The organism is Veillonella nakazawae, assembly GCF_013393365.1.
Taxonomy (GTDB): Bacteria; Bacillota; Negativicutes; order Veillonellales; family Veillonellaceae; genus Veillonella; species Veillonella nakazawae.
This window is the reverse complement of sequence record NZ_AP022321.1, coordinates 1,226,181-1,242,009: the sequence shown is the minus strand read 5'-3', so window position 1 is coordinate 1,242,009 and position 15,829 is coordinate 1,226,181. Positions and strand designations below refer to the sequence as shown.

9 protein-coding genes are annotated in these 15,829 nt (G+C 40.0%); 7 read left to right on the top strand and 2 right to left on the bottom strand.

Annotated elements, in window-relative coordinates:
• Nucleotides 1–30 precede the first annotated feature (30 nt).
• The 6 genes from smc to uvrC all read left to right on the top strand — a co-directional run bounded on the left by smc (nt 31) and on the right by uvrC (nt 11,998).
• Nucleotides 31–3,585 carry a chromosome segregation protein SMC gene (gene smc / locus VEIT17_RS05615; protein ID WP_178885181.1) on the top strand — a complete coding sequence of 1,185 codons (3,555 nt, stop codon included), beginning with the start codon at nt 31–33 and terminating at the stop codon, nt 3,583–3,585.
• On the top strand, nt 3,585–4,520 hold the full coding sequence (ftsY, locus tag VEIT17_RS05610; protein ID WP_178885179.1) for a signal recognition particle-docking protein FtsY: 936 nt from the start codon (nt 3,585–3,587) through the stop codon (nt 4,518–4,520). Before smc ends, ftsY begins: the two co-directional genes overlap by 1 nt.
• Nucleotides 4,521–4,596: 76 nt before the next feature.
• The gene (locus VEIT17_RS05605; protein WP_233542569.1) at nt 4,597–4,893 is read left to right on the top strand and encodes a hypothetical protein; all 297 of its coding nucleotides are present in this window, start codon (nt 4,597–4,599) and stop codon (nt 4,891–4,893) included.
• Nucleotides 4,893–7,067: an excinuclease ABC subunit UvrB gene (uvrB, locus tag VEIT17_RS05600; protein WP_178885177.1), complete on the top strand. Its 2,175-nt coding sequence runs from the start codon at nt 4,893–4,895 to the stop codon at nt 7,065–7,067. Before VEIT17_RS05605 ends, uvrB begins: the two co-directional genes overlap by 1 nt.
• Before the next feature lie 117 nt (nt 7,068–7,184).
• Nucleotides 7,185–10,037, top strand: coding sequence for an excinuclease ABC subunit UvrA (gene uvrA, locus VEIT17_RS05595; protein WP_178885175.1), 2,853 nt, complete (start codon nt 7,185–7,187; stop codon nt 10,035–10,037).
• A 134-nt stretch (nt 10,038–10,171) separates the two neighbouring features.
• Nucleotides 10,172–11,998, top strand: coding sequence for an excinuclease ABC subunit UvrC (gene uvrC, locus VEIT17_RS05590; RefSeq protein ID WP_178885173.1), 1,827 nt, complete (start codon nt 10,172–10,174; stop codon nt 11,996–11,998).
• A 65-nt stretch (nt 11,999–12,063) separates the two neighbouring features.
• On the opposite strand, the gene VEIT17_RS05585 is transcribed toward uvrC, so the two are convergent.
• Together VEIT17_RS05585 and VEIT17_RS05580 are read right to left on the bottom strand one after the other, a co-directional pair.
• The gene (locus tag VEIT17_RS05585) at nt 12,064–13,176 is read right to left on the bottom strand and encodes an IS1249 family transposase (RefSeq protein WP_105085552.1); all 1,113 of its coding nucleotides are present in this window, start codon (nt 13,174–13,176) and stop codon (nt 12,064–12,066) included.
• Nucleotides 13,177–13,391: 215 nt separating this feature from the next.
• Complete coding sequence (locus tag VEIT17_RS05580) at nt 13,392–14,735, bottom strand: MATE family efflux transporter (protein ID WP_178885171.1); 1,344 nt, start codon at nt 14,733–14,735, stop codon at nt 13,392–13,394.
• Between the two features lie 290 nt (nt 14,736–15,025).
• Between VEIT17_RS05580 and VEIT17_RS05575 the strand changes: the two genes are divergently transcribed.
• Nucleotides 15,026–15,685, top strand: a complete 660-nt coding sequence (locus VEIT17_RS05575; RefSeq protein WP_178885169.1) for a TerC family protein — start codon at nt 15,026–15,028, stop codon at nt 15,683–15,685.
• Nucleotides 15,686–15,829 lie beyond the last annotated feature (144 nt).

The window sequence follows — 15,829 nt, the reverse complement described above, 5'->3', positions numbered from 1 at the left end:
TTCGGGGTTGTTAGTAGAAAGGAGGCAGTCATGCAATTACTTCGGTTAGAATTAAAGGGCTTTAAATCGTTTGCAGATAAAACGGTTGTAAAATTCTCGCCAGGAATGACTGCCGTTATTGGACCTAACGGAAGTGGTAAAAGTAATATTACGGATGCTATGAAATGGGTTTTAGGGGAATCCAATGTCCGTAACTTACGTGGTCAAAAAGCAGAGGATATTATTTTCTCTGGTACGGAAAAACGTAAACCAATGAGTGCAGCTGAGGTTACACTTGTATTTGACAATAGTGACCATCAATTAGATGTAGATATGGCTGAGGTTGCTATTACACGCCGTATTTATCGTACTGGTGAAAGTGAGTTCCTTATCAATAAACGTTCTTGTCGTTTAAAGGATATTCATCTTTTATTAGCTGATACAGGCCTTGGGAAAGACTCAATGGCTATTATCGGTCAGAACCGTATTGATGCTATTTTGAATTCAAAGCCTGAAGAGCGTCGTTTGATCTTTGAAGATGTAGCAGGTATTTCTCGTTTTAAAATCAACAAAGAAGATGCATTGCGTCGTATTGCTAGCACAGACAGAAACATGGAACGCGTACGCGACGTAATGGCTACTATCGAAGAACAACTAGGACCTTTGTCTGAAAAGGCGGAAAAGACTAAAAAGTATATGACCTTAAGTCGTACAAAGCGCGACTATGATGGGGCATTAGGCTTTCACAATTATAAGACCTCTGATCGTTTATTAACGCGTTTCGAAAATGATAATATTGCATTTAAGAATGAAGAGATTGAGCTTCAAACTGAATTGTCTAAATTGGAAGCGCGCCGTCATACCTTGCAATCCGCATCAACAAAAGAGCAAGAACAACTCAAGTTGTGGGAAGCTCAGTATACGGAAAAGCAACGTGATGAAGAACGTTTAGCAGGTCATTTACGTCTGTTAGAAGAACAGTTGAAGACAGCTCATCGTGAATTAGATGAAATATCTATGCGTATTAGCGAACTAGAAGCTACGCAAAAGGGCGAAGAACAACAATTGCGCATTTTAAATCAGTTGATTCAAGATGAAAGTGCTCAATTAGTAGAAAAAGAGTCTAAGCTAGAAGCGTTAGAATCTAATTATAAAAAAGCTGTTGAAGATGTTAGCGCCGAGCAAGCTAAGTTCCAGTCATTGCAGTCTAATCGAGAAGCCTTTGAGCAACATCAATTAGAGCTTGTGAGCGCTATTGAAACAGCAAAGGCTAGTATTCGTAGCTTAGAAGCTCGTAAGGAAGAGTCTACAAAACAATGTGAAGTTTTAAAGGATGAAATAGGTCAAGTAGATAGTGAACTACAAGCAGCACGTGCTGAATATGAATCACTTGGTCAGAAATTTACTGCTATTTCTGCACAACGACAAGCCCTCGTTGATGGTGGTAAAGAAGCAGTTATACAAGCTCGTGAGGAACGCAAAGAGTTACAAAAATTACGTACCCAAGAGCAACGTGTTAAAGGTCGTATCGAACTATTAGCCCAATGGGAAGAACAACATGAAGGCTATTTAGAAGGTACTAAGAATATCCTAAACGGTAAAGGATCTTGGCGCGAACAGATTACGGGTGCTGTTGGTGATCTCTTTACGGTAGAAGATAAATATACTACGGCTATCGAAACGGCATTAGGTGGTAGTGTTAATCACGTTGTGACCACTACTGCTCGGGCTGCTGCGGAGGGTGTCAATTATTTGAAATCTATCCAAGGTGGCCGCGTAACCTTCTTGCCAATGGATTCTGTAAAAGGAAAACCCTATGATACACCGGCTTTACATGAAAGCTGTGTAATCGGTACTGCTGTTGATTGTATTTCCGTTGATAATACATACGCTCATATTTTCCAATACTTATTGGGGCGCACCTTGGTAGTATCCTCCATGGATGATGCAATTGGTCTGCAAAAAAAATATAATCAACAATTGCGTATCGTTACGCTTACAGGGGAACAATTCCAACCTGGTGGTTCTTTAACTGGTGGTGCTACAAAGCGTAAGCGTGCCTCTGTATTGAGCCGTAAGGAAGAGGCGACTAGCCTTGAACAAGAGCTATTGCAAATTGAAGAACAAATTCGTTCCTTAACAGCTAGCTTGGAAAACCTTGAAAAACGGGTTGATGAAGCTGAAAAAGAACGAGGTGCCCTTGATGAAAGCTACCAACATACGAACTTACTGTATGTGGCTAGCGAAACAAAGGTACAAAATATTCAAAATCAAATGGAGCGTAAGAAACGTGTTCTCCGTGAAGAAGAGCAACGTTTATTACAAATCGATATTGATTTAGCTCGTACAACGGCTAACTTGAAAGACCAAGAAATAGCATTGGCTTCTTTGCAAGAAGACCACGGTGTAGATGGCAATCAAGGGGCCTTAATGGAGCGTTTAACTGTATTACAAAAGGTACAGCAAGAGGCTTATGAAGCTTTCACAGAGGCACGCCTCACCTGTGATACGTTGCGACAAACCATTAAGGAACGCGAAGCTCAGCGAGAACAACGTAATCAATCCATTGCTAACATTGTAGAGCGCTTAACACCGTTACGTAATCTGCTAATTAGCACTACAGAGCGCTGCGAAGTGGAGCTACCCAAGGATAAAGAATTGGCAGAGGAAGAATTGGCTTCTGCTACAGCGGAGGTTGAACGATTGCGTGCACTTCGCGATGAGGCTTATGATAAAACATCTACAGGACGTGAAGAGATGGAATCTATCCTCGGTGAACAAGATCGATTGAACCAACGATATAAAGTCGTTCAAGGTCGACTCGTTGATATGGAAGGTAAAATTACCCGTCATCGCATGGATTGCGAACGCTTTGTAGAAGAACTACAAGAGTTAGGCTTTACCTTAGAAGATGCGCAGGCTCTTCGCATTGAAGGTTCCGTCAGTGATTGGAAGGATGAACAAGCACGTTTGATGGCTGAAATTGCCGAGCTTGGTCCAGTCAATCCGAACGCTGTTGAAGAATATGAAGAAACTAAAGAGCGTTATGATTTCTTATCCACACAATTAGTAGATTTAGATACAGCGAAAGAGCAATTGCAAGCGGTTATTGCTGAAATGGACAAGGCTATGAGTACACAGCTATACGATGTATTAGATGTAGTAGGTCGTAGATTCCAAGAGGTATTTAGCCAACTATTTGGTGGTGGTACGGCTCAAATTGTATTGACTGATCCAGATAATATCTTAACTGGTGGTATCGATTTCTACATTCAGCCGCCAGGGAAGAAACGTCAACAATTGACCTTGTTGTCCGGTGGTGAACGAGCCTTAACGGTTATTGCTTTATTATTCTCGTTCCTCGATTATCGTCCTGCGCCATTCTGTGTGCTTGACGAAGTTGACGCAGCCCTTGATGAAGCCAATGTAGAAAGATTTAGTTCTTACTTAAATCGGGTAAATAAAGAAACACAATTTATCGTAGTATCGCACCGTAAAAAGACGATGGAAGCTGCCGAAGTATTACAAGGGGTGACCATGGTTGAACGAGGCGTATCGCGATTATTAACAGTAGCATTTGAAGATGTGAAGGAGGATCTAGCATAATGGCATTTGGATTCTTTGATAGAATTAAAGACGGCTTAGAGAAAACTCGTAAGTCCTTTGTAAAAAACGTTGAAAGTATCGTTATCGGTTATGCACAAATTGATGATGATTTCTTAGATGATTTAGAAGCAGTTATGCTCACTAGTGACCTTGGTCCTAAAACGACAGAATATTTGATGAAAGAAATTCGTCGTGGTGTAACAGAAGGTATTATTAACAATACTGGTGATGTAATGCCATTCATGGAAGACCGCATTACAGAAATGCTAGTTGACCAAGAAGATGAAATTACACTTCACCACCCAGAGGTTATCCTTGTAGTTGGGGTAAATGGTGTCGGTAAAACTACGACTATTGCTAAGTTGGCTAACTATTACACTAAAGAAGGCAAAAAGGTAATTATTGCTGCAGGTGATACATTCCGTGCCGCTGCGGCTGATCAATTGTCTATCTGGGCAGATCGCGTAGGTGTACCTATCGTTAAACATAAAGAAGGGGCTGACCCTGCAGCCGTAGTATATGATGCAATGGAAGCAGCTAAAGCTCGTAATGCAGACCTCGTTATTGTAGATACTGCAGGTCGTTTACACACTAAAGTTAATCTTATGGAAGAACTTAAGAAGATGGGCCGCGTAGCGAATAACCACGTAGAAGGGGCACCACATCAAACATTGCTCGTGTTAGACGGTACTACAGGTCAAAATGCAGTAAGCCAAGCTAAATTATTTGGTCAAGCAGTACCAGTAAATGGTATTGTTGTGACTAAGCTTGATGGCACAGCAAAAGGTGGCGTAGTTATCTCTATTAAAGAGGAATTAGGCGTACCTGTTCGCTGGATCGGCGTTGGCGAAGGCATGGATGACTTGCGTCCATTTAATGCGAAAGAATTTGCTAATGCACTATTTAATAAAGGAATGATTCAAGGTGACAAATAAATATAACCGGGAATTCTTACTTGAATATGTAGAATCTGAAAATAAAAAAAATGAATGTAATGTTAGCCTAGAAAATATGGAAAAGATTGTTGGCTTAATCGAGTATTTCGGCATTGAATTATATCGCCCTATTACAAGATTGCTACTTTCAAACTGGGAAGAGATTACAGAACGTATTAATAACTATACTGAATCAGATTGGATGATGGCAGATGAAATCCAAAAGACTACACCTACATTAGATCGATTCTCTATTGCTATGCTCATCGAAGTATTAGAAGGTGAAGATACGTTGAACCAAGCAGAAAATGCAGGTCGTCGTCTATCTGAGGAAGAGCTCAAAGCTATCCGTAAACATCAGGATGAACAGTAATGAAACATAATACATATAATTACGAAGGGGGCCAACCATTTAAAGTGGAGGCGCCCTTTACGCCTACTGGGGACCAACCAACTGCCATACAATCTCTAACAGAAGGTATTGAGCGCGGTGAATGGGCTCAGGTCTTGCTCGGTGCTACTGGCACAGGTAAGACATTTACGATGGCTAAGGTTATCGAGGCGGTACAAAAACCGACCTTGATTATTGCACACAATAAAACATTGGCTGCTCAATTATGTAGCGAGTTTAAAAGTTTCTTCCCTAATAACGCGGTAGAATACTTTGTGTCTTATTACGATTTCTATCAACCAGAAGCATATATTCCTTCAAGTGATACGTACATTGAGAAGGATGCGTCTATCAATGATGAAATCGATAAATTACGACATAGTGCCACTATGAGTCTTTTCGAGCGTCGCGACGTAATCATCGTTGCCTCTGTTAGTTGTATTTACGGCTTAGGTGACCCTGAGGATTATTCTGAACTCGTATTGTCCTTGCGCTTAGGTCAGACGAAATCTCGCGATGAAATTCTATCTAAACTCGTAGATATTCAGTATACGAGAAATGATATGAATTTTATTCGTGGTACCTTCCGTGTTCAAGGTGATACTATCGAGATCTTCCCAGCCGCTTACAGTGAAAGAGCCATTCGGGTGGAACTTTTCGGTGATGAAATTGATCGCCTTGTTGAGGTAGATGCTTTAACAGGTGAAGTCATTGCAGAGCGTAAGCACGTTGCAGTCTATCCAGCATCTCACTATGTAACAACGAAAGATAAGATGCGTATTGCTGTAGAGCGTATTGAGGCTGAATTAGACGAACAATTAGCTAAGTTGAAAGCTGCTGACCGCCTATTGGAGGCTCAACGTCTTGAACAGCGTACCCGTTACGATATAGAAATGATGCAAGAAATGGGTTATTGCTCGGGCATCGAGAATTATTCCCGCCATATGTCTGAACGTAAGGCTGGAGAAGCTCCATATACATTGATAGACTATTTCCCAGATGATTTCCTCATTATGGTGGATGAGTCTCATGTAACGATTCCGCAAATTCGTGCCATGTATAATGGTGACCGTGCTCGTAAAGAATCCCTTATCGAATATGGGTTCCGTTTACCATCTGCACTCGATAATAGACCACTTCAATTCGATGAATTCGTAGAGCGTATTAATCAAATCGTCTATGTATCAGCCACACCTGGTCCGTATGAAATGGAAGTGGAAACGAATATTGCAGAACAAATTATTCGTCCTACAGGCTTATTAGATCCATCCATTGAAATTCGTCCTATTAAGGGGCAAATGGATGACTTACTCGGTGAAATTCATAAGCGTGCAGCTAAGAATGAACGCGTTCTCGTTACGACATTGACGAAAAAGATGGCTGAGGACTTAACAGAGTTCTTGAAGGAGATGGGCGTCCGCGTTCGTTATCTCCATTCTGATATCGTTACTATCGAGCGTGCCGAAATTATTCGGGACTTACGAGCTGGTGTATTCGATGTACTAGTTGGTATCAACTTGCTTCGTGAAGGTCTCGATATGCCAGAGGTTTCTTTAGTGGCTATCTTAGATGCGGATAAAGAAGGTTTCTTACGCTCCGATACAGCCATGATTCAAACTATTGGTCGCGCTGCTCGTAATGTGAATGGTCACGTTATCATGTACGCTGATCGTGTAACAGGTTCTATGCAGCGCGCCATCGATGAAACAGATCGTCGTCGTGCCGTGCAAGAGGCTTATAATATTGAACATAATATTACGCCTAAGTCTGTCTCTAAAGATGTAAAAGAGCTTATTGAGTTGACGAAAATTGAAGAAGATATGGTCACCGATGGAAAGGACTTTTCACCGAAGAAAGGGAAAAAGAAATCCTCTACAACGGGTATGGACCATGGACACGAACCATATGCACAAGATATATCTAGTCCTAAGGTGGCAGATATAACGCCGGAAGAGTTATTCAATAAAATTGAAGAGCTTGATCGTCAAATGAAGGCCGCTGCAAAGCAGCTTGAATTTGAAAAGGCTGCAAAACTTCGTGATCAATTAGGGGAACTACGTCAACAATGGTCCGATATGCATAGTGCAGGTGAAAGCAAGTTAAAAAAACCTGCATCAACTAAAGGTAGAAAGCGGACTAGCTCAAAGAGTAAATAGATTGTAATAAAACACATAGATTATATAGACTATATGTGCGATAATATACATATATTATTTCATGTTAGTAAAAAGAGATGATGCCGATTGGTATCATCTCTTTAAATAGGGAACATAATGAAAGATCAATTGATTGTAAAAGGTGCACGTCAGCATAATCTTAAAAATATAGATATATCCTTACCACGGGATCAGTTTATCGTGTTGACTGGCCTCAGTGGTTCTGGTAAATCATCCTTAGCGTTTGATACAATTTACGCAGAAGGGCAACGACGCTATGTAGAGTCTTTATCTGCTTATGCACGTCAATTCTTGGGACAAATGGATAAACCCGATGTAGACTATATTGAAGGTTTATCTCCAGCTATTTCTATCGACCAAAAGACTACAAGCCGTAACCCTCGTTCTACAGTTGGTACTGTAACGGAGATTTACGATTACTTGCGTCTATTATTTGCTCGCGTAGGCCATGCTCATTGTCCTGAATGTGGTAAGCCTATTACACAGCAAACGATACAACAAATGACAGACGATGTAATGAACTTCCCAGAAGGTACTAAGATTTTAGTATTAGCCCCTATGATTCAAGGGAAAAAAGGAGAGCATAAATCCGTCTTTGATCAACTTCGAAAAGAAGGTTTTGTTCGTGCCCGTGTAGATGGCGCTGTACGTACATTAGATGAAGATATTGTATTAGAAAAAAATAAAAAACACTCTATCGATATCGTAGTAGACCGTCTCGTTGTAAAAGAAGGTATTGAATCTCGCTTAGCAGACTCTATGGAGACCGCATCAAAATGGGCAGAAGGTATTGTAGTTATCCAAGAGGTAGATGGACCTGAACACATGTATAGCCAACACTTTGCATGTCCAGATTGCCATATTTCCTTACCGAAAATTGAGCCACGTATGTTCTCCTTTAACAGTCCATTTGGTGCCTGCCCAGCTTGTTTGGGAATTGGCTCTACCATGGAAGTAGACGAAGAACGCGTTATTCCAGATGGATCTATTACCTTTGCCGATGGTTGTGTGCAAGCGTTGAGTTCTAACCCTAATGCATGGTTTATGCGCCAAGTAGAAGGTTTGTTAAAAGCTAATGGATATTCTTTAGACTCTACCTATGATGAATTACCAAAAGCATTACAGAAAAAAGTAATGTATGGCACTACAGATAAGGTTGCTTTCACGTACGAAAATATGCGCGGCGAAGTAAAGGAATTCTTTACTGAGTACGAAGGTATTTTACCGATGGTAAAACGCCGTCATAGTGAAGCCTCTACAGATTCTATGCGTGAAGAGTTTGAAAAATTTATGTCCATTAAGCCTTGTACTACATGCCATGGAGCTCGTCTTAAACCTGAAGTATTAGCTATAACCGTAGGGGATAAGAACATCAATGAAGTGACCCAATTGACCATTAAAGAAGCACTCGATTTCTTTGGTAAGTTACAGTTAACAGAGCGGGAACAAGTGATTGGCGCTCAAATTTTGAAGGAAATCAATGCTCGTCTTGGATTCCTCAATAATGTAGGCCTTGATTATCTTACTATGAACCGTAGTGCAGGGACCCTTTCTGGTGGTGAAGCACAACGTATTCGTTTGGCTACGCAAATCGGCTCTGGTTTGGTAGGTGTATTGTACATCCTAGACGAACCGTCCATAGGTCTACATCAACGAGATAATGATCGACTCATCGATACCTTAAAAGGGTTACGGGACTTAGGTAACACCTTGCTCGTTGTAGAACATGACGAAGATACGATGCGTGCGGCTGACTATCTCGTGGACATTGGGCCCGGTGCAGGTGAGCATGGCGGTCAAATCATTGCCGCTGGTACGGTAGACGAAGTGATGAAGGTAGAAAACTCCATTACTGGTCAATATTTGAGTGGTCGTAAATTTATCGCACTTCCTGAAGAACGCCGTAAACCAGGTAAGAACTGCATTGAAATTCGTAGTGCTAAGGAAAATAATTTACAAAATGTAAATGTAAAATTCCCTATCGGCTTATTCAATGTTGTTACTGGTGTCAGCGGTTCTGGTAAGTCTACCTTGATTAATGAAATTCTCTACAAAGGTTTAGCTAATCAATTATATCGCTCTAACCACAAAGTAGGGGCTCATAAAGAAATCCGCGGCTTAGAACATATTGATAAAATCATCAATATCGACCAAAGTCCTATCGGCCGTACGCCTCGCTCTAATCCAGCGACCTATACTGGTGTATTCGATGCTATACGCGAGCTCTATAGTCAAACACCGGAAGCAAAGATGCGCGGCTACAAACAAGGGCGCTTTAGCTTTAACGTAAAAGGTGGCCGCTGTGAAGCTTGTCGTGGTGACGGTATCATTAAAATTGAAATGCACTTCTTGCCAGATGTGTACGTACCTTGTGAGGTTTGTAAGGGAGCCCGTTATAACCGAGAAACCTTAGAGGTTAAATACAAAGGTAAATCTATTGCAGATGTACTAGATATGACGGTAGATGATGCGGTTGAGTTCTTCAGCGCAATTCCGAAGATCAATCGTAAAATGATTACCTTGCAAGAGGTAGGTTTAGGCTATATTCGTTTAGGTCAAGCAGCAACAACCTTATCTGGTGGTGAAGCACAACGCGTTAAATTAGCTACTGAATTAGCTCGTCGCAGCACAGGTAAAACATTGTACATCCTAGATGAACCGACTACAGGTCTTCACGCCGAGGATATTCGCAAGTTATTACACGTATTGCAACAACTCGTAGAGGGTGGCGATACCGTTGTCGTTATCGAGCATAATTTAGATGTCATTAAGATGGCAGACCATATCATAGACCTCGGTCCTGAAGGCGGTAATCGCGGTGGTACTATCGTAGCTACAGGTACACCTGAACAAATTGCTAAGGTAAAAGAAAGTTATACAGGTAAATTTTTAGGTCCTGTATTAGAACGGACTAAGAAATTTATGAAAGCAGTTAAAAATAAGAAATAAAATAGGGTATTAAATTTTGTTTCTATAAAAAATCATAACGGAAATAGAATACTTTTTTCTAAGCATTTACCATGAACATATCTTAGCGAAGAATGTATTCTATTTCCTTGAAATCTATAAGGAAAGGAGGACATATGCCATCTGAAGAATTACTAGAGAAGGTCAGTCATTTACCGACTACACCAGGTGTGTATTTATGGCGTGATCAGTACAACAGCATCATCTATGTGGGTAAGGCTATCAATTTGCGAAATCGCGTGCGTTCTTATGTGCGTAATGATGCGAACCGAGCGCCGAAGGTTGCGGCTATGATGAAGCGTGCCGTCGATGTGGAGATTATCCAAACAAAGACAGAGATGGAAGCGCTTATCTTAGAGAATACGCTTATTAAGGAGCATGAACCTAAATACAATATTAGGCTTCGTGATGATAAAACGTATCCGTACGTAAAAATCTCAGTACAAGAGGATTACCCACGGGTATATATGACGCGCCGACTAGAACGCGATGGAGCCAAGTACTTTGGCCCTTTTACAGATGTAACATCTGTACATGTGGTATTGAAATTAATACGCCAGTACTATCCACTCAGGACTTGTAAGTCTATGAAGGTAGAGCGACCATGTTTGCAATATCATATGCACTACTGTGAAGCACCGTGCTTTAATAAGATTTCCGTATCGGATTATGGAAAGTATATCGATGAAATCATAGAGCTCTTTGAAGGTAAGCCTATCCCTTTGCTGAAGGAAATTAAAGAGAAGATGGAGCTTGCTGCAGAAGACTTACGTTTTGAAGATGCAGCACATTATCGAGATCAGTTATCTAGTATTGAAAAGATACAAGAAAAGCAACGCATGGTTACACAGCGTGGCGACTTAGACGTGTTAGGTATTGCAGTGGATACCTCGATGGCTTGTGTACAGTTATTATTCATTCGTGGTGGCCGACTATTAGGCCGTGAGAACTACTTTGTACAACATGATGGAGATAGTGCTGAAACTATCATGACGGACTTTATCAAGCAATACTATGGAGATACAAACTTCATTCCAAAGGAATTATTATTACCTATGGATAGCACCGATAGAGACTTGTTAAAGGAATGGTTTACACAGCTTAAAGGTCAGAATGTAGACGTATCTGTGCCACAGCGTGGTTATAAGATGGACATGATTAAGATGGCTCATGAGAATGCAGAAACCTTCCTAGAAGAGCGTCGTCGTCAGTGGCAACACCAAATTGATAAGACCGGTGGGGCTGTTAAAAAACTAGCTGAAGTCCTAGACTTGCCGCGATTACCAGAGCGTATGGAATGCTTTGATATTTCCCATACACAAGGGGCCGAAACGGTGGCATCTATGGTTGTCTTTGAAGGTGGTAAGCCTGCGAAGAAGGAGTATCGTCGTTTTAAATTGAAAACTACGCAAGGTAAACCTGATGACTTTAAGTCTATGGCTGAAATTATGGAACGACGCTATGGTAATGAAACAGATTGGCCTATGCCAGACCTGATTATTATCGATGGCGGTAAAGGTCAGCTCAATGCAGCGTTGCCGTTGATTCGCGGTGTAGGTGTTACAGATGTGCCTGTTATCTCTTTAGCTAAGCGTATTGAAGAGGTCTTTGTAGAAGGACAATCTGAAAGTATCATCTTAAGCCATCACACACCAGAGCTTCAATTGCTGCAACAAATACGTGACGAAGCCCATCGATTTGCTATTACGTACCATCGTAAGCTTCGTGGAAAACGTAATTTAGAATCCATTCTAGATCATATAGAAGGAATTGGCCCTAAACGCCGCAAAGCCTTGTGGGCACATTTTAATAGTTTAGAGGCTATGAAAGAGGCATCCATTGATGAGCTTTCAAAGGTGGAATCTATGAACTATAAGACGGCAGAAACACTATATAATTTCTTCCGCATGTCTAAGGTAGAAAAACAAGATATGTTGAAATAAAAAAGAGCATCTTACATGAGATGCTCTTTAACTGTATAGGGTTATAGGACAAAAAGTGTGTGTGACTAATCCCAATAAGTTGGAAAATCTGTAGACATATGTAGCTCATTCCAAACAGGAGCATCACCCCATTGAGGTATTGAGCGATCTATTTGGCAATAATCAGATAACCGTTTGTAGATAGCAGCAATCGATTCATCTGTAGGCATACAATTTAATATATCTGAAATAGAAAGCGGTCTTGGTGAGTGCATATAGCACCACCAATAGACCGCTTTTAGTCTTCTTTCAAGTGAAAGGCCCCTATGAGATCGTAACATACTTCTTAGTTGAGCATTTACTCCACCTTCAATACGATTATTTGTTGTAGGTACTGTAATATCAATACATTCCAAAAATGTAAATAAAGTTTGTTGCCTAATCAGACGCCATAATGATGATTCGGCTTTAAGCAAACGCTCATGTGTAGAGCGTTTGTTCCCGAATTCATCAATCGTCATTTCTCGTAAAAAATCAGAATATGTCATTCGCCACGCTGAAAGTTCATTAATCCATACAAGAGCTTGATCCATTGTTTTCACATTAAATAAATCTTTAGCCAGAGTATAAAGATCCTTTCCTGCTAACGTTTTAGGTCTACTTGTCGTATATCGTCTAACCTGACAAAAAATGTGAAACAAGCATCTTTGGTGACTGCTATGAGGCCAAACTTTACGTAATGCTTTAGGCAAACCATTAGCACCATCAGACACAACAACTTTAGGTTCGGCAATCCGTTCCATTAAACACTGCCAAGCTCTAGCATGCTCATAACGACAGACATACCATCCTAGAACATGAGTATCATTGCAACAAATCAAAACACATAAATTCCTAGCTAAGTAAATTCCATCAAGATATACCACATCATGTACTTCTTCCACTTTTGGTGGCAATGGCCATATGGACCAAAATTTAGCGGTTTTACGCCTGAATGTACGACCTTTACCAGGCATATCAGCTTGAATATTGGTGCTGAATAACCAATTCAAGAATAGGCTTAACTCTTTACTTAAATTATTAATTTTAACGGTAAATGCCACCTTACAATGTTTGCAAAACCAACGCTGAGAACCAGATTTTAAAACACCGTGTTTAATACATGTTTCATTACAATCAGGACATTTTATTTGTCGCATAAACTCTTCCTCCATATTTGTTTATATATAGGAAGATATAACCTCATTTTAGTCAGTAATTACAAGGGTTAATTGATGTTTTCACCCACACTTTTTGTCCACCCTCAAACTTCTCCAAAAAAAGATTAAACCCTTATAACACTAGTAAATATCTAGTGTTATAAGGGTTTTTACACACACTTTTTGTCCTATAAGCCACTGTATACGTATGTTATTTATTTTAATTGACGCTGAATATACCAAGTACGCCAAGTGAACAATACACCTGCTACTAGTACGCTAGCGAGTAATCCAATCCATACGCCAAATGGTCCGTAATTAGGATTATTAGCAAGAATATAGGCGGTTGGGAAGCATACGCCCCAATAGGATATGAGGGAGATATAAAGAACTACTTTTACATCTTTATAGGCTCTCAATATACCTTGTAAAGGGGTTCCAATGGCATCGATAGCAGAGAAGAATACACCGTATCCAAGGAAGCTGTAGATAAGCTTGTATACTTCATCATCATTTGTAAAGAGATCTGCAATAGCGTCCATATTAGTAAACGTAAATGTACAAATCATGATAGCCAATACAATGGCTAAGATGCGAGAAATATAAGAGTACTGGATAGCCTCTTGTTTACGACCTGCCCCAAGTTCATAAGCAACTGCAATGGTAGAGGCCATAGCGATACTAAGAGGTAAACAGTAGAATACATTGGTAAAGGAAATAACAGATTGATGAGCAGCTACGACGGCGGATCCAAAGTGAACCATCAAGAGTCCAGCAATGCTAAAAATACTAGCTTCTAAGAAGATGGAAAAGCCAATAGGAATACCTATATGTAGCTGTTCGCGAATGTAGTGAAAACTTGGTTTACTGAAGTCTTTAAAGATACGATATCCCTTTAGCTTTGGATGTAATAGTAATACTAAGCTAAAGAGAATAAAGTTAGTCCAACAAGCACCGGCTATACCATAGCCAGCACCGACACCACCGATCTCTGGAAATCCGAAATGCCCAAAGATGAGTGAGTAGTTCAAAAATACGTTCACAATAAAGCTAGTAAATACGATGGCCATAGAATAATGTGTTAATCCATGACTGTCGACTGTATTGCGCAATGTATTAACCCAAAGTAGTGGGAATAGACCTATAGCAAATGCTTTCAGGTAACTAATACATACCTCAGCTGCAGCAGGTTCCAGATTTAATGCTGTCAGAAGAGGACGTAGACCTAAGAGACCAATTATTAAAATGATACATGCTAGGCCTGTACCGATATAAAGACCTTGATAAAAGATTGTTGAAATATCATTGGTTTTCTTAGCTCCCAATAGCTGAGAAATAATTGGTGTGATACCTAACAACGTTCCTTGTGCAAAGATATAGAAGAGGAGCCATAAATTATACCCCGTAGCAACCCCAGCTAAATCTATTGTACTATATTGTCCCGTTAAAAAGATAGCTATAAATGTACCACCTATAAGGGAAAATTGCGTTATGCACATAGGAGTAAATAGCTTAATGAACAACCATAACTTTTGTAATATAGAATATGTTTGATACATACTTACCTCCCTTATTAATGATATATTATACGATATCATAAAGTAGCCTAATTTAATAGATAAATTCCTTGAGATTTGGGAATTAAATATATAGTATTGATTAGTCTATTATGAATCTATAATTAATGATTTTTTATATCCTAGAACTTCCATTTGTAGTGTTATGCTTCTCATATTAATATGAATGGAGTATGCTAAAAATGAATATATATTTTGTAAATTGAATTTTACACCACTAAACTATATCGATTATAATATATATACTATAGTTATATTCTAAGGAGGATACATTGGACATCTTATCTATTCAAGGTTTATTGGCGATGCTTCAGATCATCGTTATCGATATCTTACTCGCTGGCGATAATGCCATTGTAATTGGCATGGCAGCTCGTAACTTGCCAGCACATTTACAGAAGAAAGCTATCTTCTGGGGCACAGCAGGTGCCATTATTTTACGCCTTGTTATGGCATTCCTATTTGTAGAGGCATTGAATAATATTCCTGCACTTCGTTTAGTAGGTGGTATCCTTCTTTTATGGATCGGCTACAAGCTCGTTGCTGATGATGAAAGCGAGCATAATATCGAGGCTAAAGATAACTTGCGTGCTGCTATTACAACGATTGTCATTGCAGATGGTATCATGGGCATCGATAATGTTATCGGTGTAGTTGGTGCTGCAGGTGGCCATATGACAATGGTAGCCATTGGTATGCTCATAACTGTACCAATCATCATCTATGGCAGTACTTTATTTGTGAAAGTTATCGAACGTTTCCCAATTATCCTATACGCTGGCGGTGGTATCCTTGGATGGGTAGGTGCTGGCATGGCAGTAGAGGATACATTGATTGTTCATAGTGTTGAACCATATGCACTATTCATCAAAATAGCTGCAGTAATCCTCGTAGTAGGGGCATCTTTGATAGCTAAAAAACTTAAGAAATAACACAATATATCTCTTCTCCTAGTCATAGGAGGAGAGACTTTTTTATGTAAACTATTAGCCCTCTTATAGATGAGAAAATAGAAAAATTATGGTATAGTTAAGGGATAGTTATTGAATTAATCGTTTGAATTGAGGTATGTACGG